The 20,701-nt window shown below is 73.3% G+C and carries 24 protein-coding genes; 8 read left to right on the top strand and 16 right to left on the bottom strand.

The annotated features are described in order from the left end of the window. The first annotated feature begins 60 nt into the window (after positions 1–60). From LK09_RS13465 to LK09_RS13445, 5 genes are read left to right on the top strand one after another with little or no spacing between them, the layout of a single operon-like run. Entirely contained in the window at positions 61–1,032 is a 972-nt protein-coding gene (locus tag LK09_RS13465) for a siderophore-interacting protein (RefSeq protein ID WP_039400386.1), read from the top strand. Beyond that, entirely contained in the window at positions 1,029–2,036 is a 1,008-nt protein-coding gene (locus tag LK09_RS13460; RefSeq protein WP_231563042.1) for a FecCD family ABC transporter permease, read from the top strand. Before LK09_RS13465 ends, LK09_RS13460 begins: the two co-directional genes overlap by 4 nt. Further along, entirely contained in the window at positions 2,033–3,061 is a 1,029-nt protein-coding gene (locus LK09_RS13455) for a FecCD family ABC transporter permease (RefSeq protein WP_052226771.1), read from the top strand. Before LK09_RS13460 ends, LK09_RS13455 begins: the two co-directional genes overlap by 4 nt. Continuing rightward, positions 3,058–3,873, top strand: a complete 816-nt coding sequence (locus tag LK09_RS13450; protein ID WP_039400383.1) for an ABC transporter ATP-binding protein — start codon at positions 3,058–3,060, stop codon at positions 3,871–3,873. Before LK09_RS13455 ends, LK09_RS13450 begins: the two co-directional genes overlap by 4 nt. Next, complete coding sequence (locus LK09_RS13445; RefSeq protein WP_039400382.1) at positions 3,870–4,904, top strand: ABC transporter substrate-binding protein; 1,035 nt, start codon at positions 3,870–3,872, stop codon at positions 4,902–4,904. Before LK09_RS13450 ends, LK09_RS13445 begins: the two co-directional genes overlap by 4 nt. A gap of 60 nt (positions 4,905–4,964) precedes the next feature. Here the strand turns inward: LK09_RS13445 and LK09_RS13440 are convergent, their stop codons facing one another. From LK09_RS13440 to LK09_RS13420, 5 genes are read right to left on the bottom strand one after another with little or no spacing between them, the layout of a single operon-like run. Further along, positions 4,965–5,576, bottom strand: a complete 612-nt coding sequence (locus LK09_RS13440) for a CbiQ family ECF transporter T component (RefSeq protein WP_039400379.1) — start codon at positions 5,574–5,576, stop codon at positions 4,965–4,967. Then, positions 5,570–6,256, bottom strand: coding sequence for an energy-coupling factor ABC transporter ATP-binding protein (locus tag LK09_RS13435; protein WP_039400376.1), 687 nt, complete (start codon positions 6,254–6,256; stop codon positions 5,570–5,572). The genes LK09_RS13440 and LK09_RS13435 overlap by 7 nt, the downstream gene beginning before the upstream one ends. Continuing rightward, entirely contained in the window at positions 6,253–7,377 is a 1,125-nt protein-coding gene (locus LK09_RS22005) for a thiolase family protein (protein WP_039400373.1), read from the bottom strand. Before LK09_RS22005 ends, LK09_RS13435 begins: the two co-directional genes overlap by 4 nt. Beyond that, positions 7,367–8,458, bottom strand: coding sequence for an AMP-binding protein (locus LK09_RS22000; protein WP_039400369.1), 1,092 nt, complete (start codon positions 8,456–8,458; stop codon positions 7,367–7,369). Before LK09_RS22000 ends, LK09_RS22005 begins: the two co-directional genes overlap by 11 nt. Next, positions 8,455–9,075 (bottom strand): biotin transporter BioY, encoded by a 621-nt coding sequence (locus LK09_RS13420; RefSeq protein WP_039400366.1) that lies wholly within the window; start codon positions 9,073–9,075, stop codon positions 8,455–8,457. Before LK09_RS13420 ends, LK09_RS22000 begins: the two co-directional genes overlap by 4 nt. Positions 9,076–9,154: 79 nt before the next feature. Between LK09_RS13420 and LK09_RS13415 the strand changes: the two genes are divergently transcribed. After that, positions 9,155–9,766, top strand: a complete 612-nt coding sequence (locus LK09_RS13415; protein ID WP_052226770.1) for a TetR family transcriptional regulator — start codon at positions 9,155–9,157, stop codon at positions 9,764–9,766. On the opposite strand, the gene LK09_RS13410 is transcribed toward LK09_RS13415, so the two are convergent. From LK09_RS13410 to LK09_RS13390, 5 genes are all read right to left on the bottom strand, one after another. After that, positions 9,753–10,118, bottom strand: coding sequence for a DoxX family protein (locus LK09_RS13410; RefSeq protein WP_039400362.1), 366 nt, complete (start codon positions 10,116–10,118; stop codon positions 9,753–9,755). The two genes, LK09_RS13415 and LK09_RS13410, sit on opposite strands and share 14 nt — an antisense overlap. Before the next feature lie 45 nt (positions 10,119–10,163). Continuing rightward, positions 10,164–11,483 carry an acyltransferase family protein gene (locus LK09_RS13405; RefSeq protein WP_052226769.1) on the bottom strand — a complete coding sequence of 440 codons (1,320 nt, stop codon included), beginning with the start codon at positions 11,481–11,483 and terminating at the stop codon, positions 10,164–10,166. Between the two features lie 98 nt (positions 11,484–11,581). Further along, positions 11,582–12,253: a response regulator gene (locus tag LK09_RS13400; RefSeq protein WP_039400359.1), complete on the bottom strand. Its 672-nt coding sequence runs from the start codon at positions 12,251–12,253 to the stop codon at positions 11,582–11,584. Further along, positions 12,250–13,443: a sensor histidine kinase gene (locus LK09_RS13395; RefSeq protein ID WP_052226768.1), complete on the bottom strand. Its 1,194-nt coding sequence runs from the start codon at positions 13,441–13,443 to the stop codon at positions 12,250–12,252. The genes LK09_RS13400 and LK09_RS13395 overlap by 4 nt, the downstream gene beginning before the upstream one ends. Before the next feature lie 13 nt (positions 13,444–13,456). Continuing rightward, positions 13,457–14,080 (bottom strand): DedA family protein, encoded by a 624-nt coding sequence (locus LK09_RS13390; protein ID WP_039400625.1) that lies wholly within the window; start codon positions 14,078–14,080, stop codon positions 13,457–13,459. Between the two features lie 181 nt (positions 14,081–14,261). On the opposite strand from LK09_RS13390, the gene LK09_RS13385 reads away from it, so the two are divergent. Beyond that, the gene (locus LK09_RS13385) at positions 14,262–15,860 is read left to right on the top strand and encodes an ABC-F family ATP-binding cassette domain-containing protein (protein ID WP_039400355.1); all 1,599 of its coding nucleotides are present in this window, start codon (positions 14,262–14,264) and stop codon (positions 15,858–15,860) included. 4 nt (positions 15,861–15,864) lie between these two features. On the opposite strand, the gene LK09_RS13380 is transcribed toward LK09_RS13385, so the two are convergent. Genes LK09_RS13380 through LK09_RS13365 form a run of 4 tightly spaced genes read right to left on the bottom strand, consistent with a single transcriptional unit; the run spans position 15,865 to position 17,843 of the window. Next, positions 15,865–16,797: an SURF1 family cytochrome oxidase biogenesis protein gene (locus LK09_RS13380; protein WP_039400352.1), complete on the bottom strand. Its 933-nt coding sequence runs from the start codon at positions 16,795–16,797 to the stop codon at positions 15,865–15,867. Continuing rightward, positions 16,797–17,039: a hypothetical protein gene (locus LK09_RS13375; protein WP_039400348.1), complete on the bottom strand. Its 243-nt coding sequence runs from the start codon at positions 17,037–17,039 to the stop codon at positions 16,797–16,799. The genes LK09_RS13380 and LK09_RS13375 overlap by 1 nt, the downstream gene beginning before the upstream one ends. After that, complete coding sequence (locus LK09_RS13370; protein WP_082008252.1) at positions 17,036–17,413, bottom strand: DUF3099 domain-containing protein; 378 nt, start codon at positions 17,411–17,413, stop codon at positions 17,036–17,038. The genes LK09_RS13375 and LK09_RS13370 overlap by 4 nt, the downstream gene beginning before the upstream one ends. A gap of 58 nt (positions 17,414–17,471) precedes the next feature. Further along, a complete protein-coding gene (locus LK09_RS13365) occupies positions 17,472–17,843 on the bottom strand; it encodes a DUF4190 domain-containing protein (protein WP_039400345.1) in 372 nt (123 codons plus the stop codon). 85 nt (positions 17,844–17,928) lie between these two features. Between LK09_RS13365 and LK09_RS13360 the strand changes: the two genes are divergently transcribed. Further along, a complete protein-coding gene (locus tag LK09_RS13360) occupies positions 17,929–18,642 on the top strand; it encodes a beta-ketoacyl-ACP reductase (RefSeq protein WP_039400342.1) in 714 nt (237 codons plus the stop codon). 18 nt (positions 18,643–18,660) lie between these two features. Here the strand turns inward: LK09_RS13360 and LK09_RS13355 are convergent, their stop codons facing one another. After that, positions 18,661–19,917 carry a glycosyltransferase gene (locus tag LK09_RS13355; protein WP_052226767.1) on the bottom strand — a complete coding sequence of 419 codons (1,257 nt, stop codon included), beginning with the start codon at positions 19,915–19,917 and terminating at the stop codon, positions 18,661–18,663. Continuing rightward, positions 19,914–20,540, bottom strand: a complete 627-nt coding sequence (gene serB, locus LK09_RS13350) for a phosphoserine phosphatase SerB (RefSeq protein ID WP_039400339.1) — start codon at positions 20,538–20,540, stop codon at positions 19,914–19,916. Before serB ends, LK09_RS13355 begins: the two co-directional genes overlap by 4 nt. Positions 20,541–20,701: the final 161 nt, after the last annotated feature.

The raw sequence follows: 20,701 nt of genomic DNA, 5'->3' as shown, positions 1-20,701 counted from the left end.
CGGATCGTTCGCCGGTGCACCCGTTTTGAGGATCGAGTGAGGTAAGGCTAACCTAAAGGGGTGACCCTCGCTTCGACCTCCGTGCGCCCCGGCTATCGTCCGTACTGCGTCACCGTCGCCGACGTCACCCGTCTCACGCCGCACTTCGTGCGCGTCGCTTTCGAAGGCCCCGACCTCACCGACTTCGGCACTGCCGGCGTCGATCAGCGCGTCAAGGTGCTGCTCCCGCACGCCGACGGCACCGTCACCGACATCGGGCAGGATGCCGGCGCGGGGGACTGGTACGCGCGCTGGCGCGCCCTCCCCGACGAGCGGCGCAACCCGTTCCGCACCTACACGGTCCGCGGGATCGACCCCGTCGCGCGGCGCCTCACCGTCGACTTCGTGCTGCACGACCCGGCCGGTCCCGCCGGACGCTGGGCGTGGGCCGCGTCCGTGGGGCAGAACCTCGTGATCGTCGGCCCGGACGAGCGCAGCCCCGACCGGGCGATCGGGCTGGATTGGCGACCCGGCCCGGCCCGCCGGGTGCTGCTGGCCGGCGACGAGACCGCGGCACCCGCCATCTGCTCCATCCTGGAGTCGCTCGCGGAGGACCTCGACTCGACCGTCTCCGCCGGAGACGCCTTCATCGAGGTGCCGTCGGCCGCCGACATCCTCCCGGTGCGCGTGCCGGCCGGTGTGCGGCTGACGTGGCTCGCCCGCGACCGGCATCCGCACGCCACCGTCTCGCGCGGTCCGGCCGCGCACGGCGCCCCGCTCACCGCCGCCGTCACCGCGTGGGAGGCGCGCGGCGCGGTCGACCTCGACGACGCGCGCACCGCCGAGGCGCAGGACGTGCCCGACATCGACGTCGACACCGAGACGCTGTGGGACAGCCCGGACGCGGCCGACGGCGACTTCTACGCCTGGATCGCCGGGGAGGCGGCGACCGTCAAGCGGATCCGCCGCATGCTCGTGCAGGAGTGCGGCATCGACCGTCGCCGCGTCGCCTTCATGGGGTACTGGCGGCTCGGGCAGGCTGAACGCCAGTGACCTCCCGCACCGTGCGGCCCGCCCTCGTGCTGGCCGCGTCGATCCTGCTCGCGCTCGGGGCGATCGGGCTGAGCCTCGCCGTCGGGGCGCGCGCCGTTCCGCTCGCGGACGTCTGGCACGCGCTCGCGCACCCGGACCTCTCCGCGCCGGACGACATCGTCGTGCTCACCCAGCGGCTGCCGCGCACGGTGATCGGCCTGCTGGCCGGCGCCGCTCTCGGCGTCGCGGGAGCGGTGATGCAGGGGCTTACCCGCAATCCGCTGGCCGACCCCGGCCTCCTCGGGGTGAACTCGGGCGCGTCGGTCGCGGTGCTCGCCGCGATCAGCGTGTGGGGGATCACGTCGCCCGCGGGCTTCATCTGGTTCGCCTTCGGCGGTGCCGCGGCGGCGGCCGCCGTGGTGTTCTGGATCGGATCGGCCGGCACCCAGGGCGCGTCGCCCGCGCGCCTCGCCCTGACGGGAGCGGCGGTGACCGCGGGGCTGACCAGTGTGTCGATGCTGATCCTCACCACCCAGCAGGCCGCGTTCAACGCCTACCGGTTCTGGTCGGTCGGCTCGCTCACCGGGCGCGACCTGTCCACGGCGCTGCCGCTGGCGCCGGTCATCGCCGTCGGCATCGTCATCGCCCTCGCCTTCGCCGGCGGACTGAACCTGCTCGCGATGGGGGACCAGACGGCACGCGGTCTCGGACACAACGTGCAGCGCACGCGCGTGGTGGCGGTGATCGCCATCGTGATCCTGTGCGGGTCGGCGACGGCGATCGCCGGTCCGCTCGTGTTCGTGGGGCTCGTCGTGCCGCACGTGGCGCGCGCGCTCGCCGGCACGGACTACCGCTGGATCGTCGCGGTGTCGGCTCCGCTGGGCGCGGCTCTGCTGCTGACGGCCGACACGCTCGGGCGGATCATCGCGCCGCCCGGCGAGGTCGAGGCCGGCCTCGTGGTCGCGTTCATCGGCGCGCCGATGCTGATCGCGCTCGTGCTGCGCCGCAGGGCGGTGGCCCTGTGACCGCCGTCACCGCCACGGGCGCCTACGCGCGGGTGCGTGCCGCGGGCCGTTGCCGGACCCTTGCCGTGGCGGCCGTCGTCGTCGCGGGGCTCGTCGTCGCCGCCGCCCTGGAGCTGATGCTCGGCGGCTTCCCGATGACCCTCGGCGAGGTCTTCCAGGCGCTCACCGGGCAGGCCACGCGCGTGCAGGAGTACATCGTGCTGCAGGTGCGGATGCCCCACCTGCTCGTGACGCTCGGCTGCGGCGCGGCGTTCGCGCTGTCCGGGGCGCTCCTGCAGACCCTGCTGCGCAACCCGCTGGCGAGCCCCGACCTGCTCGGCATCTCCGGGGGCGCGAGCGTGGGCGCCGTCTGGGCGACCCTCGTGGTCGGCGCCGGCGGCGCGGCGGTGAGCGCATCGGCCTTCGCCGGCGGACTCGTCGTCGCGGGCGTGCTGCTGCTGCTCGGCCGGCGTCTGTCGGACGGCGGATACCGGCTCGTGCTCGCCGGGGTGGGCATCGCGTTCCTGTGCTCGGCCGTCATCGGGTACCTGCTCAAGCGCGCGCAGGTGCAGCAGGCGCAGGACGCCCTGCAGTGGATCATCGGTTCGATCGGCGCCGTGGACTGGACGGATGCCGCCACGGTCGCCGGGATGCTGCTGCTCGCCGTGATCGCCGTCGCGGTCTTCGCACGCACCCTGCCGGCCCTGGAGCTCGGCGACGCGACCGCGGCCGGGCTCGGCGTACGGGTCTCCGGCGCCCGCGTCGCCATCGTCCTCGTGGCGGTCCTGCCCGCCGCCGCGGCGGCGTCGGTCATCGGGCCGGTCGGCTTCATCGCACTGTGCGCGCCCGCCATCGCCCGCGCGGTGATCGGGCGCGGGCACGCGTCACTGGGCACCAGCATGGCCCTGGGCGCGCTGCTGCTGTGCGCCGCCGACCTCGTCGCCCAGTTCGCGATCCCGGGGACCCCGGTCGCCGTCGGCGTCGTGACGGGTGCGATCGGCGCACCGTACCTCCTGTGGACCCTCGCGAAAGGACGCCGCACATGACCGCTTCCGCCTCCGCTGCCGACGCGCCGCGCCTCGTCGCCCGGGGCCTCGCCGCCGGATATCACGACCGTCGCGTCATCGCCGATCTGGACCTCGACGTCGCGCCCGGCAAGATCACCGCTCTCGTCGGCGCGAACGCGTGCGGGAAGTCGACGCTGCTGTCGACGCTGGCGCGCATCATCCCGGCGCAAGGCGGGACGATCACCCTCGACGGCGTCGACGTGCGCGGCATCCCGCGCCGTCGGCTGGCCCGCTCGCTCGGGATGCTGCCGCAGCAGCCCACGGCCCCGGAGGGGCTCGCCGTGGCGGAACTCGTCGCGCGCGGCCGCTACCCGCACCGCGGCGCGCTGGCGCGATGGACCGACGAGGATGCCGCCGCCGTCGACGAGGCCCTCGAGGCCACGGCGATGACCGAGTTCGCCGACCGCCCGATCGGGGAGCTGTCCGGAGGCCAGCGCCAGCGCGCCTGGATCGCGATGGCCCTCGCCCAGCGGCCGCGCATCATGCTGCTGGACGAGCCCACCACCTTCCTCGACCTCACGCATCAGCTCGACGTCCTGGACCTGCTGCGCCGCATGAACCGCGAGCGCGGCACGACGGTGGTCGTCGTCCTGCACGAACTGAACCTCGCCGCCCGCTACGCGGACGAACTCGTCGTCATGAGCGCCGGCCGCATCGTCGCGCAGGGCAGCCCGGACGACGTCATCACCCCCAAGGTCCTCGCCGACGCCTTCGCTCTGGATGCGCGCGTGATCCCGGACCCGCTCACCTCCACTCCGCTCGTCATTCCCGTCCCGAAAGGAACCTCATGAGACGCAACCGACTGATGCTCGCCGCCGCCGCGGTGGTGGCGGCGACCCTGGCCCTGGCCGGCTGCGCGGGCTCCGCCAGCCCGTCGTCGTCGTCCTCGTCCTCTTCGGAGGCGGCTGCCGGCTTCCCGGTGAAGATCGAGGACGCCTTCGGCACGACCACCATCGACAAGGCGCCCGAGCGCGTCGTCGCCTGGGGCTACGGCTCCGCGGACGCGCTGCTGGCGCTGGGAACAGTGCCGGTCGCGATCCCGAAGCAGACGTACGGAGGGGACAAGGACGGCGTGCTGCCGTGGATCAAGCTCAAGCTGAAGGAGCTGGGAGCAGCGACCCCCGCCGTGCTGCCCAATGACGGGACCACCATGCCGGTGCAGCAGATCATCGCGCAGAACCCGGACCTCGTGCTGGCGCCGTACTCGGGCATCACGAAGAAGGAGCGCGACCAGCTGACCGCGGTCGGCATCCCCGTGGTCGCCTACCCGGACAAGCCGTGGTCGACGCCGTGGCAGGACGTCATCACCATCACCGGCAAGGCCCTCGGCAAGCCCGCGGCCGCCGCGGCCGTGCTGGCGAAGATCGACGCGCAGATCGCCGCTGCGGCGGCCGCGCACCCGGAGTTCCGAGGCAAGACGGTCGCCCAGGTGTGGGACACCGCCGGCACCTTCTACGTCTACCTGCCCGCGGATGCCCGCGTGCAGTTCACCGAGCAGCTGGGCTTCACGACCGACCCGGCGGTGAAGACCCTCGACAGCGGGGAGTCGACCTTCTACACGACCGTCAGCCCGGAGAAGATCGACGCGCTGGCGAAGGCGGACATCATCGTGACCTACGCCGACGACGAAGCCCAGCTGAAGGCGTTCACGGGCTCCTCGGACGCGAAGCTGCTGCCGCAGGTGTCCACCGGCGCGCTGGCGGCCGTGGTCGGCCAGGCGCGCGTCACCGCCGTCTCGCCGCCCACCGCGCTGTCGCTCACGTGGGGGCTGAACGACTACGTGAAGCAGCTCGCCGCCGCCGTGGCGGCCGCCGGCAAGTGATCCGCGCCCGCCGCTGAGAACGAGGATGCCCCGGTGCGCTGCGCCGGGGCATCCTCGTTCTCAGCGCACGCCGCGGGCGCTCAGCGCGTCGCCGAGCTCGAAGGCGTGCTTGGATGCCAGCACGAGGAACGGCACCGCGAAGGCGCGCAGGCTCCCGCGCGACCCCCGCGCGCGCTGGGCGTCGCGCACCTGCGCGGCCAGCCGCGCCAGCACGGGGACGGTGGTCAGCGTCACGGTGAGCACGAGCGCGACCCGCTGCGGATCGATGCGGACGCGCTCGAGCGGGCGCAGGCCCCGCTCGACGGCATCCAGCAGCGCGGTGACCGGCGTCGTGAGAACGAGGAGCGCCGCGAGCACGACCGCCGCCGCGACGCGGGTGCCGTTGGCGACGGCGGGCTCCGGGCCGAGGAAGATCAGCTGACTGACGATCGTCAGCGCGAGCACCCACTTCAGCGCGGCGATCTGCCGGCCGAGTTCGCGCATGCCCAGCATCCCGTCGCGGAGCCCCGCCAGCGCGTAGACGGCGACGGTCACCGTCGCGGCGACCGCGGCCGCCCACCACGACGACGGCAGCAGCGAGACGGCGAGGACCAGGGCCAGGACGAGCACCGTCTTGGGCCCGGCGGGCATCCGGTGCAGGATCCCGTCCCCGGGGCGGTAGAGGCTCAGCATCGCAGCATCGCCTCGTAGTCGGCGACGACGGCGGAGGGCGTCCCGGTCGCCGCGACCCGCCCGTGTGCGAAGAGCACGGCGGTGTCGCAGCGGCGGGCGAGCTCGAGGTCGTGCGTGACGAGGACGAGCCGGTGCCCGTCCGGCGCGAAGAGATGGTCGGCGACGCGACGTGCGTTGCGGGCGTCGAGGTACGCGGTCGGCTCGTCGGCGATGACCAGGTCGGGGCGACGGATGAACGCGCCGCACAGGGCGAGGAGCTGCTTCTGCCCGCCGGACAGGTCGTGCGAGGCGTGGTCGTGGAGCTCGGTCAGCCCGAACCGGTCCAGGGCGGCCGCGACGCGCTCGCGGAGTTCCGTGCGGGGCAGCCGGTCGGCGCGCAGCGAGAACGCGACGTCCTCGGCCACCGTGGGCATGAGGATCTGCGTGTCCGGATTGCTGAACACGATGGCGGTGCGGCGGCGCAGCTCGCGGGCCTGCGCCGTGGAGTCCAGGCCGAGGATCCGCATCGTGCCGCGGGTCGGTCCGATGAGGCCCCCCAGCAACCGTGCGAACGACGACTTGCCCGATCCGTTCTCGCCGATCACCGCGATCGTGCGCGCATCGAGGTCGAGCGAGACGTCGCGCAGCACCTCCGACTCGCCGAAACGCACCGAGACGGAGTCCAGCCGGATGCCGCTCATCGCACCACCTCCAGCACGGCGGCGACGCCGAGTCCTCCGCCGACCGAGGCGGCGGCGACGCCGAGGGTGCCGGCGGGCGCGCCGCCGCGCACCAGACGGCTGAACAGCCGCACCACGGCGACCGCTCCGCTGGCGCCCCAGGGATGCCCGAGCGCGAGCGCGCCGCCGTCGGCGCACACCCGGTCGTCGTCCTCGGCGATCCCGAGCCGATCGAGCACCGCCAGGCTCTGCGCGGCGAAGGCCTCGACGATCTCGAAGGCGGCGACATCGGCGACGCCGGCCCCGGCCCGGTCGAGCGCGGCTGCGACCGCGGGGGCGGCGCCGATCCCGGGAAGGGCGGGGTCGCAGCCCACGATCCCCGTCTCCCGCACCGCCAGCCCGGGGGCGGTTCCGGCGGGGGAGACGAGGACGGCCGCCGCTCCGTCGCCGATGCGGGTCGTGGTGCCGGCGGTGAGCGTCCCCCCGGGGAACAGCGCAGGGAGGCGGGGCAGCAGGCGCCCGGCCGCGCCGACGGCGTCGTCGTGCGGGAGCCCGGCGAGCGGCACGAGCTCGGGGGCGAACCGGCCGGCCGACAGCGCGGCGAGCGCCCGCGCATGGCTGCGGGCCGCGTGCGCGTCCTGGCGGCCACGCGGGATGCCGTCGTGTGCGGCGAGGTCTTCGGCGGCGCGCACCATGTCGGGGTCCGGGAACCCCGCGGGCGCGAACGGCGCCCGGTCGTAGGGACGGCCGTCGATGCTGCGCACCGGGGCGGTGGAGGCGCTCTCCACCCCGCCGGCGATGCGGGGGCGCTCGTCGCCCGCGCGGATCGCGGCGGCGGCATCCAGGATCGCGGCCAGGCCGCTGCCGCACTGCCGATCCACGGTGCCGCCGGGGACCCCGGTCCCGAGACCGGCGGCGAGGGCCGCGATGCGGCCGGGATTGCCTCCGGGGCCCATGCAGTTGCCCAGCAGCACGTCGGCGACCTCCGGGGCGGCCCCCGTCGCCTGCATTGCGTCGGCCAGCACGGCGCGGATGACGGGCGCGGCGAGGTCGCCGACGGTGAGACGGGCCAGGGCCCGGCCGCGGGTGCCGATCGGGGTGCGTCGCGCGGCGACGATCACGGGGGAGCGGTCAGACGTCAAGTCGCGGCACCTCTCCGCTCCGGGCGCGCCGGGCCGCTTCGGCCCGCGCCGGCTTGCCGGACGGGGTCCGCGGGAGTTCGCCGGCGTACCAGAGGCGCGGCCGGTGCGCGGGCGCGAGCATCCGGGCGCACGCCGCCCGCAGATCGGCGGGCGGCGGCCCGTCGAGTTCGAGGTATGCGGCCACGAGCGCGCCCACGCGGGCCTGCGGCATCCCGAACACCACCGCGTCGCGGATGCCGGGGACCGACCGCAGTGCCTCTTCGACCTCTTCGGGCACGATGGTCGCCGAGGCGCTGAGGATGGCCTCGTCGCGGCGGCCGAGGAGGCGCAGGCGTCCGTCCACGAGCTCGGCGCGGTCGCCGACGGTGGCCCACTCCCCGTCGCGGCGCAGGGGGCCGGGAGCGCCCGCGTAGCCGAGGGCGGCGAACGGCGAGCGCACCCACAGCTCGTCGCCGTCGCGGACGTCCACCTCGACGCCGGGAAAGGGGCGCAGGCCGTCGCCGTCGTCGACGGCCACGAACGAGAGCTCCGCGGCGCCGTAGTAGCCGTGGACCCGGATGCCGGCGGCCTCGGCCCGCTCGCGCAGGGCCGGGTCGAGGTGCGACCCGCCGATGAGGGCCGTGCGCAGCCGGGGCGGGGGACCGGCATCCAGCACCGCCTGCAGCGCCTGGGGCGTTCCGTGCAGGCACGTCGCGGCCGGATCGGTCGGTCCGAAGGCGGGTCGGGGTCCGCCGCCCAGAGCGTGGGCGAGGGAGAACAGCGTCAGTGACGACGCGGGCGGTGCCGGCAGCAGCACCGCATCCTCGGGCCCGGCCTCGAGCAGCCGCTCGACGGCGCGGAAGGACTCCGCCCAGGACGCTGCGGTGCGAAGGACGATGCGCGGGGCGCCGCTGCTGCCGCTCGTCAGCGTCGCCCAGGCCGCCTCGGCGGGCGGCCTGGTGCGGGCGGTCACCGCCTGCACGGCGTCCCACTGCTCCTGCGGCCACCGCTCGTCGCCGACGAGCGGCACCTGCCCGAGCCCGCGCAGCCGGCGCAGGTGGTCGAGCAGTTCCGGCTCGTCGCCGCGGACGGGGACGATCACGGCACGCGTGCCGGTTCCGGGGCGGCGGGCGTCTGGTTCGTCGTCCAGTCGCGGCGGAACGCGCGCGGGTAGGCGCGGACGAGGGTCTGGATGACGGCGGTGGCGATGACGGCCTTCACGAGGTCGCCGGGGAGGAAGATCAGGCTGGTCAGTGCCGTCTCGGCGAGGGGCAGGCGGGTCACGGCGGCCTGGATCGGGATGCCGATGGCGTAGACGACGAGGATGCCGCCGACGACGCAGCCGAGGAAGGTGCGCCACAGGACGGGCTTGCGGCCGCCGGCGTGCACGATGAGACCGACGACGAACGCGCCGGCGATGAAGCCGATCGCGTAGCCCGCGGAGGGGCCGAGGAACACGCCGATGCCGCCGCGGCCGCCGGCCATCAGCGGGAGGCCGATCGCGACGAGCGCGAGGAAGACGGTCATCGAGAGGGCGCCGAGCCAGGGTCCGAGGATGGCTCCGGCGAGCATCACGCCGAGGGTCTGGGCGGTGATCGGCACGGCTCCGAAGACGGTGAAGCTGCCGGGAAGTCCGAGGACGGCGAGGATCGCCGCGAACACGGCCACGCGGGCGAGGTCTGTCGCATCGAGCTTCCGGGTGCGGGTGGGCCCTGTCATGGTCGTGTCTCCTTCATGAAACCTGAACGCTGTTCACCTGAACGCCGTTCACCTGAACAGTGTTCACTATAGTGGGACCATGGCGGGGACAGAAAGCGGACGACGTCACACGCGAGACGATGTGGCCCGGGCGGCACTGCGCATCCTGGATGACGACGGCCTGCCCGACCTCACGATGAGGCGGCTGGCGGCATCCCTCGACGTGCAGCCGAGTGCGCTGTACTGGCACTTCCCGAACAAGCAGACCCTGCTCGCCGAGCTCGCCGACCGCATCGTCGCGCAGGCGGCGCCGCGCCGCGCAGGGGCGGATGCCGGATCCCACACGCGTGCCGCCGCGTTCGCGCTGCGGGATGCCCTGCTCGCCTATCGGGACGGCGCCGAGGTGGTCTCCAGCACGCTCGCCCTGGGGCTCGGTGCGGCGTCGGCGCGGGAGGGCCTCGCGGACGCCATCGCGGCCGACGGCTTCGCGCGCACCGACGCCGACCGGGCGGCGACCGCGCTGCTGCACTTCGTCATGGGCCACGTCTCGCACGAGCAGCAGCGCCTGCAGTACGACAGCCTGGGCGTCGTGGCCCCCGAGGCCGGCGGCGCCGGGCTCGGGGCATCCGGCTCGGCGGACGACTTCGCGTTCGGCGTCGACCTGCTGATCGGCGGGCTCCAGGCGGCCCGAGCCCGCGTCAGCGAAGGGTGACGAAGCCGAGCACGGCGCTCGCGATCGACAGGACGAGCATCACGAGGGCCGGCGCGAATCCCTCCCGCCGGCGCACGTGCACGCTGATCGCGCCGCTCGTCTGAACAGCCAGGCCCACCGCCGCGATCGGCGCGAGGACCGGGGCGATGCCGGTCGCGAGCGGGAGGATGAGGCCGGCGGCGCCGAGCAGTTCGGTGACGCCGAGCAGCCGGACCACGCTCACCGGGAAGTCGTCGGTCCAGTCGAGCCGCCACGCGCGCAGGCGCGCCATCGGCACGAAGGCCTTGAGGCATCCGGTCCCGACGAAACCGACGGCGGCCACGACGTTGACGGCCCAGAGGGCGGTGTTCATGCGGGCCTCCCGGGCGCTGCCTTCTCTTTGTCACATGATGCTCTGTCACATGATGCTCTGCGGCGCCGCGGTCGCGGGGATCGCAGGCAGGGACGCGCCGGTGACCGGTCGTGCGCTCAGACGCAGGGCCCCGAGCAGGCCGGCCGCGGCGATCGCCGCCGTGCCCGGGCCGGTGGCGGCCACGAGAAGCAGGGCGACAGCCGAGACCCCGACCACCACCGACGTCCCCACGCGTGCGATGCCGCGGTCCGGGGCGGGCGCGGTCCGCATCTCGAAGCGGGCCAGCGACATCGTCACCACCAGCGTGCCGGCGAACGCGACCGCGAGCCAAAGCGGGCGCGACGCCCACCAGCCTCCCGAGCCGGGCGTGGGGAGCGGGATGCCGCACAGCATCGCGACGAGGGCCGTGATGCCCGCCATCGCCAGCAGGACGGGCATGTGCCACAGGTAGACCGTCATGGCACGGCCGGACAGGAACCGCGTGAAGGCGGCGGGTGCGGGCCGCGCGGCGAACCGGTCGAGCATGCCGCGGCCCAGGGAGAACAGGGCCGTGTGCGCGATGCCGACCAGCAGCAGCGCGGTCGTGGGCGGGTTGATCGCGGCGACGAGGTCGGGCGGGTAGACGCCGGCGACGATGGCCGCGGCGAGCAGCGAGACGGCGCCCGCCGCCGCGAGAACCCGCGTGCGCACGGCGAGCCGGTCGATCGAGCCGTCGGCGAGGAAGAGCCCGACCTGCTGCAGGGCGAGCCAGACGAAGGCGAGGTTCACGAAGCCGATGACCTCGATCCCACTGACCTGACGCATGACGTCCACGGCCACCGCCGCCGCCGCGAGCGCACCGAGCGTGCGGAGCGGAGCGCGGTCGTGGCAGCGGAGCAGCGCGGGAAGGAGCGCTTGGCAGGCCAGGAACACGCCCAGGAACCACAGCGGCTGCCCGTACCGGAAGCCTGCGAGGCGCACGAGGTCGGGGGAGATGCCGAGGGTGGTGAGGACGGCCAGAACCGCCCCGGCGGATCCGATCGTCACGGCCGCCGGGAGCAGGAGGCGCCGCACCCTTCCGGCGACGAAGGCGGTGGCATCCTGGCCGCGTCCGCGCATCCGGCGCAGCGCGGTCGCCCCGGAGAACCCGCCGATCACGAAGAACAGCGGCATCACCTGGAGCAGCCAGCTCACCGGGACGATCCAGGAGGCGTCGTCTGCGGCGTTGACGAACGACGGGCCGGCGCTGGACACGGTGACCCCGACCATGAGCGCGTGCAGGGTGACGACGCACACCACGCAGGCCGCGCGGACGAGGTCCACCGCGCGGTCCCGGGCAGGTGCAGGCGGGTGGGCGGCGGTGGTGGCGGCTGTGACGGCGGTCATGGTTCCTCCTCGGGGACGGTGTCCCGGGAAGGCTATGGACGCGGTGGCGGGCGGCGGATCGCTCCGCGGCGGGGTCTTCGCTCACCCCGTGGGGGGAGTCAGGATGCCGGTTCGACCAGACCCGCGTCGTAGGCGAAGATCACGGCCTGGACGCGGTCCCGGGCGCCGAGCTTCGCGAGCACCTTGCCGACATGGGTCTTCACGGTCTGCTCCGAGATGAACAGGTCGGCCGCGATCTCGGAGTTCGATCGCCCGCGGCCGATGAGGGTGAGCACCTCCCGCTCCCGATCGGTGAGGTCGCGTAGACGCGGCTCCGCCGTCGCCGTGCGGGGCCGGCGAGCGGCGAAGTGCTCGATCATGCGCCGCGTGACGCTCGGAGCCAGCAGCGCGTCGCCCCCGGCGACGACCCGCACGGCGTGCACGAGGTCCTCGGGGAGGGCGTCCTTGAGCAGGAACCCGCTGGCGCCGGCTTCGAGGGCGTCGTAGACGTAGTCGTCGATGTCGAAGGTGGTCAGCATCAGGATGCGCGGCACGCGTGCCGCGGGAAAGTCCGGACCGAGGATGCGGCGGGTCGCCGCGATGCCGTCGACCTCGGGCATGCGCACGTCCATGAGGACGACGTCCGGGGTGAGCCGGGCCGCGAGCGACACCGCCTCGGCCCCGTTCGCGGCCTGCCCGACGACGTGCACGCCCTCCTGGGCGTCCAGGAGGGCCGCGAAGCCCGCGCGCACCATGCCCTGGTCGTCGGCGATGAGCACGCTGATGGTCATTGTTCCTCCGGGTCGGTGACGGGCAGGTCGGCGGTCACGGTCCAGCCGCCGACCGGGTCGGCGCCGGCGCGCAGGGTCCCGCCGACCAGCGTCGCACGTTCGCGCATGCCGAGCAGGCCGTGGCCCCGGCCGCTCGTGGTCTTCGGCTCCGTCGCGGCGGCGCGGGTGTTGTGCACCCGGATCCGCACCGCGGTGGCATCCACCGCGACCACCACGTCGACGGCGGCGCCCGGCGCGTGCCGCATGGCGTTGCTCAGAGCCTCCTGCACGATTCGGAAGGCGGCGATCCCGACCGCGGCGGGGACGGACGGCGGGGCGACCGGCGGCTCGAACGAGACGTCGGTGCCGGCGCGGCGCACGCTCTCCACGAGCGCGGGGATGTCGGCGAGCCCCTGCTGGGGGACGAGCTCGGCCTCCTGCCCCTCGGTGCGGAGCACGCCGAGCAGGCGCCGCATCTCCGCGAGCGCGTCGCGCGCCGTGCGGGCGATGTCGTCGAACTCGGTCGAGGCCTCGGCCGACAGCTCCGGCACGCGGTAGCGCGCGGTGGAGGCCTGCACCTGGATGAGCGACATCCCGTGCGCGACGACGTCGTGCAATTCGCGCGCGATCCGGCTGCGCTCCTCGATCAGCACCCGGCGCTCGTGCTCGGCGGCGCTCACTTCGCGCTCCCGGCTGAGCTCCGCACCGATCCGCCGCCGGCTGGCGGCCAGGACGGCGACGATCAGCGCCGTGCCCGAGACGGACGTCACGACCACGAGGTTCGTGATCGCGGCCTGCACGGGCACCGCCCCGGATGCCGCGACCACCACGAGCAGGGTCCCGCCGATGGAGAGGAGCCAGGCCAGGAGCGCGCTGCGCCATCCGCGGAGCACAGCCAGGGCGGCGACGAAGACGACGAGCACGAGCAGGGCCGGCACCGACCAGGGCCAGGGCGAGGTCAGGTCGCCCTGCGCGATGAGCGGGACGGGGAGGACGACGGCCGATACGCAGAACATCGCGATCGACCAGCGCGTGTAGCGGAGCGCGACGAGCGGCGCCGCGCACAGCAGTGCTCCGAAGAGGAACGCGTAGACGGCGGGTTCGCCCTGCTGCATGAGGATGGGCACGAGCACCGAGAACAGGGTGACCACCGCCAGCACGAGCGTGCCGAGGCCCAGCACCCGCGGGGTCATCCAGCGCCGTGTCGCCATGAAAGCCATCCTGTCAGGCGCCGTCCTGCCATGCCGCGGCGCTCGCCGACCGCCGGCGGGCGGCGAGCACCCGGTCCACGACGAGCCCGAGGCCGACGGCCAGCACGATGCCGACCAGGGCGCTGAGCAGGGGCTGGTCCTTCAGCCAGGCTCCGGCGAGGAGTCCGAGCGCGACGCTGTAGACGGTCCAGCTGGCCCCGCCGAGAACGCTCAGCACCGCGAACCGGCGCCACGGGTACCCGAGGGCACCCGCCGAGACGTTGACGGCGACGCGCCCGACCGGGATGAAGCGGGCGCCGAGGACGAGTCCGGCGCCGCGCGTCTCCAGTGCGGACCCCGCGCGCTCGAACGTGTGCGCGACGCGGGGTCGGCGCATCCATCCGAAGCGCTGCACCCCGACGCTGCGGCCGATGGCGAACGCGATGTTGTCTCCGATCGCCGCGCCCACGGCGGCGGCCGCGCCGAGGATCAGGAGGTTCGGACGCCCGGTGGATGCCGCCACGGCGGCGGCCGCGACGAGTACGGTCTCGCTCGGAACCGGCGGGAAGAAGCCGTCCACGAGCGCGACGACGAGCATCGCGAGGAAGATCCAGGGCGACGAGATGAGCTGGAGGATGAGGTCGTTGATGGCGTCCACCCCGGAACGGTATGCGCGGAGCGGTGCGTGCGGCATCCCTCTGCGGTATCGACCGCATCCCCCTGCAGGGGGATTCCGGATGCCGCGGGGAGGACGCGGCGATCGGTCAGCCGGTCCCGGTAGACTGGGCGGCTGGCCAGTCGGCCGTCACCACCCAGACCCCCCGGAAGGGACGATCATCGTGCTCGCCGTCCATGACCTCGAGATCCGCGTCGGCGCGCGCACCCTGATGGCGGACGTGTCGTTCCGCGTGGCGGCGGGGGACAAGATCGGACTCGTCGGACGCAACGGCGCCGGCAAGACGACCCTCACCAAGGTGCTCGCCGGCGACCTCCTGCCGGCCGAGGGCAAGGTGGAGCGCTCCGGCGAACTCGGCTATCTGCCGCAGGACCCGCGCTCGGGCGACCCGGACATGCTGGCGCGCACGCGCATCCTCGACGCCCGCGGTCTCGGCTCGCTCGCGATCGGGATGCACGAGGCATCCCTGCTGATGGGCGACGACGACAAGGCCGTCGCCGACAAGGCCATGCGCCGGTACGCGAACCTCACCGAGCGCTTCGAAGCGCTCGGCGGCTACGCGGCCGAGTCGGAGGCCGCCTCCATCGCGCACAACCTGTCGCTTCCGGACCGCATCCTCGACCAGCCGCTGCGCACCCTCTCGGGCGGTCAGCGCCGGCGCATCGAGCTCGCGCGCATCCTGTTCTCGGATGCCGACTCGATGATCCTCGACGAGCCCACCAACCACCTCGACGCCGACTCGGTGGTGTGGCTGCGCGAGTTCCTCAAGGGCTACAAGGGCGGCCTCATCGTCATCAGCCACGACGTCGAGCTCGTCGGCGAGACCGTCAACCGGGTGTTCTACCTCGACGCGAACCGCCAGGTCATCGACATCTACAACATGAACTGGAAGAACTACCTGCGTCAGCGGGTGGCCGACGAGGAGCGCCGCAAGAAGGAGCGCATCAACGTCGAGAAGAAGGCCACGCAGCTGCAGCTGCAGGCGGCGCGCTTCGGCGCCAAGGCCTCCAAGGCCGCGGCCGCGCACCAGATGGTCGCCCGCGCCGAGAAGATGCTGTCCGGGCTCGACGAGGTCCGCCAGGAGGAGCGGGTCGCCAAGCTCCGCTTCCCGAAGCCCGCCCCGTGCGGCAAGACGCCGCTGATGGCGTCCGGGCTGTCGAAGTCGTACGGGTCGCTGGAGATCTTCACGGATGTCGATCTCGCGATCGACCGCGGCTCGAAGGTGGTCGTGCTCGGCCTCAACGGCGCCGGCAAGACGACGCTGCTGCGCATCCTCGCCGGAGTCGACAAGCCCGACACGGGTCAGCTCGAGCCGGGTCACGGCCTGAAGATCGGGTACTACGCGCAGGAGCACGAGAACCTCGACGTGAACCGGTCGGTGCTCGAGAACATGATGTCGGCCGCTCCCGACATCAACGCGACCGAGGCGCGCAAGGTGCTCGGCTCGTTCCTTTTCACCGGCGACGACGTGCTCAAGCCCGCCGGCGTGCTCTCCGGCGGCGAGAAGACCCGGCTGTCGCTGGCGACGCTGGTGGTCTCGAGCGCGAACATGCTGCTGCTGGACGAGCCCACCAACAACCTCGACCCGGCGTCGCGCGACGAGATCCTCGGCGCTCTCGCCCACTACGAGGGGGCGGTCGTCCTGGTCTCGCACGACGAGGGCGCGGTGCAGGCGCTGAACCCGGAGCGGGTGCTCATCCTCCCCGACGGCGTCGAGGACATCTGGGGCCGCGACTACATCGACCTGATCACGCTCGCCTGACCCGTCAGCGCTTGCGGGTGAGGTCGTCGAGGAGGTCGTCCTCTTCGGACATGTCCCGGTCGGTCTTCTTCGGGAACAGGACGCGCTTCGAACGGCGATCGGATGCCTCCGCGGCCAGCTCCGCGGCGGCGTCGGCGTCGGTCTCGGCCAGCGCGGCGACCGCGGCGGCATCCTCCGCCTCCTCGCGGCGCACCCGGCGCTCGAAGCGGATCACGTACCAGAGGAACGCGAACGCCATGATCGCGAAGAGGATCCACTGCACGCCGTAGGAGAGGTACGGGCCCGGGTCGTCCGAGGGCGACTCCATCGCCTGCGGGGCGGTGGCGGGGGCGGGATGCTCGGACACCATCGTCGCGTAGGCGCCGGTGTCGAGGTCGGTCTGCCCCGTCTTCTGGGCGACCAGCGGCAGGTTGATGGACGGCACCTGGCCGTTGGGCGCATCCGGGCCGTTGGGCGGGACGGCTTCGGACGGCTGCAGCCGGGCGACGACCGTCACGGTGCCGGCCGGGGGAGCGGGGATGCGGTCGGGCAGCGACTGGGTGTTGCCCGGCGGCTCCCATCCGCGGTCGATGAGGAAGACGCGGCCGTCGGCGAGCTGGAAGGGCACCAGGATCTCGTACGCGGCCGTGCCGCTGTGCACGCGGTTGCGTGCGAGGATCCGGGAGTCGGCCAGGTAGTGGCCGGTCATCGACACGGGGCGCCACTGGTCGGTGGGCTTCAGCGTCTGCCCGGCCGGCAGCAGCTGCTCGAGCGCGACGGGTGTCGCGTCGTAGTTGTGCGAGATGATCGCGAGCTGCTCGCTGCGGTCGGCGTTCTTGGCCAGCTGCCAGTGCGAGAGGAAGGCGCAGGCGATCGCGAAGACGATCGCGATGCCCACATAGGCGGTCCAGCGCACCACGGCGGGCGCGGTTCGGCGGCGTTCGGCGAGAGTGGGCATCAGGTCGATTCTGCCGTGGGTGCCTCGGTGGATGCCGGGAACGGCTCCGTGTGGACGGGGAAGTCGCGTGCGGCGAGGTAGTCGTGCAGGTACGCCGCGTGCTCGTCGCACGCGAGCCAGATCTTGCGGCGGTCGGGGGTGTGGATGCGGGGATTGCGCCACACGATCTGGGTCGTGGCCGGGGCGTGGCATCCCGCGCGGGAGCACACGGACGCGCCGGCGTCCGCAGCGGGCAGGGTCATCCGGCGCTGCCCGGCTCGTGCCGGTCGGCGTCGGCGCCGCCCCCGAGGTGCTTGGCCTCGTTGATGCGGATCACCGTCGGACCGTGCTCGGGCGGCGCCGCGGGCGGCGCGGGAAGCGCCATCTCGGGGTCGACGGCGGCGGGCGTCTTCGACTCCTGCCCGACGTTGGCGAGCACGACGGCGATGTACGGGAGGAACACCGCGGCGATGCAGAACACCCACGTGTACCAGCCGTAGGGATGCACGAGCACCATCAGCGCGAAGCACACCACGCGGATGCCCATCATGATCAGGTATCGCGTCGAACGCCGGTCGACCTCTCGCTCGGGCGCGGCCGGGAGGGAGGTGGCGGACTGGGGGATCTCGTGCTTCACGGTGCATCTAGCCTACGCTCGCGGCGGAGGGCTGGAACCGTTTTCAGCGCCCTGCGGGTCAGGAGTTCAGGCTGCCGTGGGAGGCCGCGATACCGAACGCTCCGAGCACCAGCACGACGACGAGCACGGTCGCCAGGATGCTGAGGCCGATGTTCACCCAGCCGAGGATGACGCCGGCCAGAGCCATGCCGCGTCCGCTCTCGCCCGACTGCTTGATCCGGCCGAGCGACATGTGCCCGGTGATGACGGCGACGACCGCGGCGACGAACGGCAGCACGACCCAGGACGCGATGCCGGCGATCAGCGAGACCACCGCGAGCGTGTTGGTCGGCGGGGCGACGTAGGCCGGCGCGCCGTACGCCGGGGCGGCGGGCGGGCCCGCGTACGGGGACTGGGGCTGCTGCGGCTGCGGGTTGTACGGGTCGGTCATGCTCCCAGGTTCCCAGCGCACTCCCAGACTGTCAAACCGCGCCGGTAGGCTGGGCTGATCCGATCCCCGGCCTCCAGGAGTGCTCATGTCCACTGATCGCGTCGTCCTCGTCACCGGCGGCAACCGCGGCATCGGCCGTGCCATCGCCGAGCGCTTCGTCGCCGCCGGCTACAGCAAGGTCGCGGTCACCGCCCGCTCCGGCGAGGGCCCCGCGGGCACGCTCACGGTGCGCGCCGACGTCACGGACGCCGCGAGCGTCGATGCCGCGTTCACCGAGGTCGAGAAGGAGTTCGGCCCGGTCGAGGTGCTCGTCGCCAACGCGGGGATCACCAAGGACACGCTGCTGCTTCGAATGAGCGAGGACGACTTCGACAGCGTCGTCTCCACGAATCTCGGCGGCTCGTTCCGCGTCGTCAAGCGCGCCTCGAAGGGGATGCTGCGGGCCCGCTGGGGCCGGGTCATCCTGATCTCCAGCGTCGTGGGCCTGTACGGCTCGGCCGGCCAGATCAACTACTCGAGCTCGAAGAGCGGCATGGTCGGGTTCGCGCGGTCGCTCACCCGCGAGCTGGGCGCCCGCGGCATCACCGCGAACGTCGTCGCTCCGGGATTCATCGAGACGGACATGACCGCCGAGCTGCCCGCAGAGACCCAGGCCGAGTACAAGAAGAGCATCCCCGCCGGCCGGTTCGCGCAGCCCGACGAGGTCGCGGGCGTGGTCGCCTGGCTGGCATCCGACGACGCCGCCTACATCTCCGGGGCGGTCATCCCTGTGGACGGCGGCCTCGGCATGGGGCACTGACCCCGAGAGGATCGGTCCTCAGCCCGCGCGGGCGAGGCGTCGCTCGATGATCCGGGCGGATGCCGCCGCGCCGTCCTCGTCGGCGTAGGCCGCGCGTACGCGCGCGGCCGCGGCGGCGATCTCCGGGTCGGACAGCAGTCGCCGCACGGCCTCCGCGAGGGCGGGAGTGCCGGCCTGTTTCGGCGACAGCGCGAGCGCGTTGCCCTGCGTCACGCACTGGTCGACGTTCCACACCTGCTCGGGCTGGAGGCCCATCCCCACGAACGGGATGCCGGCGGCGCACGACGTCTGCACGGTGCCCTGCCCGCCGTGGAGCACCGCGGCATCCGCCAGCCCGCCGAGCCGGTGGGCGGGCAGCAGGTCGGTCACATGGATGTTGGCGGGTAGCGCGTCGTCGGCGCGGAGGTAGTGGCGCACCGGGGCGATGACGTTCACCGGCATCGTGCCGAGCTGCGCGGCGGCGGCGAGCACGAGGTCGCGGCTCGCCGACGACCCGAGCCCGAGGTAGACGAGCGGCAGGGGAGCGGCGGCGAGCTCCGTGACGACCGGGGGCAGGGGCGCGTCGAGGTGCGCGAAGATCGGTCCGACGCGCTCGTACGAGGCGGGCAGCGTGTACCCGTCGAGCTCCCACGGCATCACGGTCAGCAGGTTGTGGTCGGCCTCGAGCAGTGAGACCACCGTCTTCAGCGGCGGCACGCCGTTGGCCGACGCGACGCGGGCGAAGGCGCGCGGGGCGAGCGGTGCCCGGTTGTACGCCCACCGCAGCAGGCTCGTCGCGACGCGGTCGAGGGCGTGCCGGAGCCGTCCGTCGCCGCGGACGAGTCCGAGTCGCGCCGTCTGCGCGACCTGTGGGCGGGTGAGGGCGAACGGCACCGCATAGAACAGGGGGACGCGCTCGGCGCGCGCGGAGATCATCGAGGTGGCGTTGGTGCCGATCACGACCGCCGCCGCCCCGGTTTCGCGGATCAGCGCCCGCTCGGCGTCGACGCGGGCTCCGACCAGCGCGTCGGTGAACGGACTGCGCAGGGTCTTGCCCTGGTCGAACTTCAGGGCCTGCTCCCGCTCGGCAGGACTCATGGCCGGTTCGCACGGCCGGTAGTCGAATCCGGCGTCGACGATGAGGTCGGCGAAGTCCGGCTCGTAGCCGAGGAAGACCGCGCGGTGACCGCTCGGCTGGAGGGCGCGGGCGATCTCGATCATGCGGGTCACCTCGGCGAGGTTGAAGGTCGCCGGGCAGAACAGGACGGTGGCGGCGGTCATCTCGTCGTCGCTCACGGCAGGAGCGGGATGACCTGCGCGAGGTCGATCTCGCCGATGACGAGGTCGGCCTTCGCACGCACCGCGGGCTTGGCGTTGAACGCCAGCCCGAGGCCGGCTGCGTCCATCATCTTCAGGTCGTTCGCCCCGTCGCCGATGGCGACCGTGGACGATGCCGCGAGCCCGAGCTCGGCGGCCCACTCCTGCAGGGATTCCGCCTTGGTCGTGGCATCCACGATCGCGCCGTCCACCTCGCCGGTGAGCACGCCGTCGGCGACGACGAGCCGGTTCGCGCGCCAGCGATCGACGCCGAGGCCGGGCGCGATGTGGTCGAGGACTTCGTGGAATCCGCCCGACACGACGCCGACGGTTCCGCCCCGGGCGTGTACGGCGGCGATCAGCTCGCGCACCCCGGGGGTCGGCTCGACGCGGGCGATGACGCGTTCGAACGCCTCCACGGGCACCCCCGCGAGGGCTTCCACGCGGGTGCGCAGGCTCGTCGCGAAGTCGACCTCGCCCCGCATCGCGGCCTCGGTCGCCGCGGCCACCTCGGCCCCTCGCCCGACCTCGTCGGCGATCAGTTCGATGACCTCGTTGCGGATCAGGGTGGAATCGGCATCCAGCACGACAAGAAGGGGCATCCTCCCACGCTAGGGCACGCGGGAGGATGCCCCTGACGCGGTCTGATCGTCGCTCGGGGGTGTGCCCTTCGACAGGCTCAGGGCGTTGAGCTGGATTGCCCGTTGACGCGCGTCTGATCGTCGTCGGGGGGTGTGTGCCCTTCGACAGGCTCAGGGCGCTG

Source organism: Microbacterium mangrovi, assembly GCF_000802305.1.
In the GTDB taxonomy this organism is placed as follows: Bacteria; Actinomycetota; Actinomycetes; order Actinomycetales; family Microbacteriaceae; genus Microbacterium; species Microbacterium mangrovi.
Note: the sequence above shows the minus strand (reverse complement) of the source record. Positions and strands in the feature narration are given on the sequence as shown.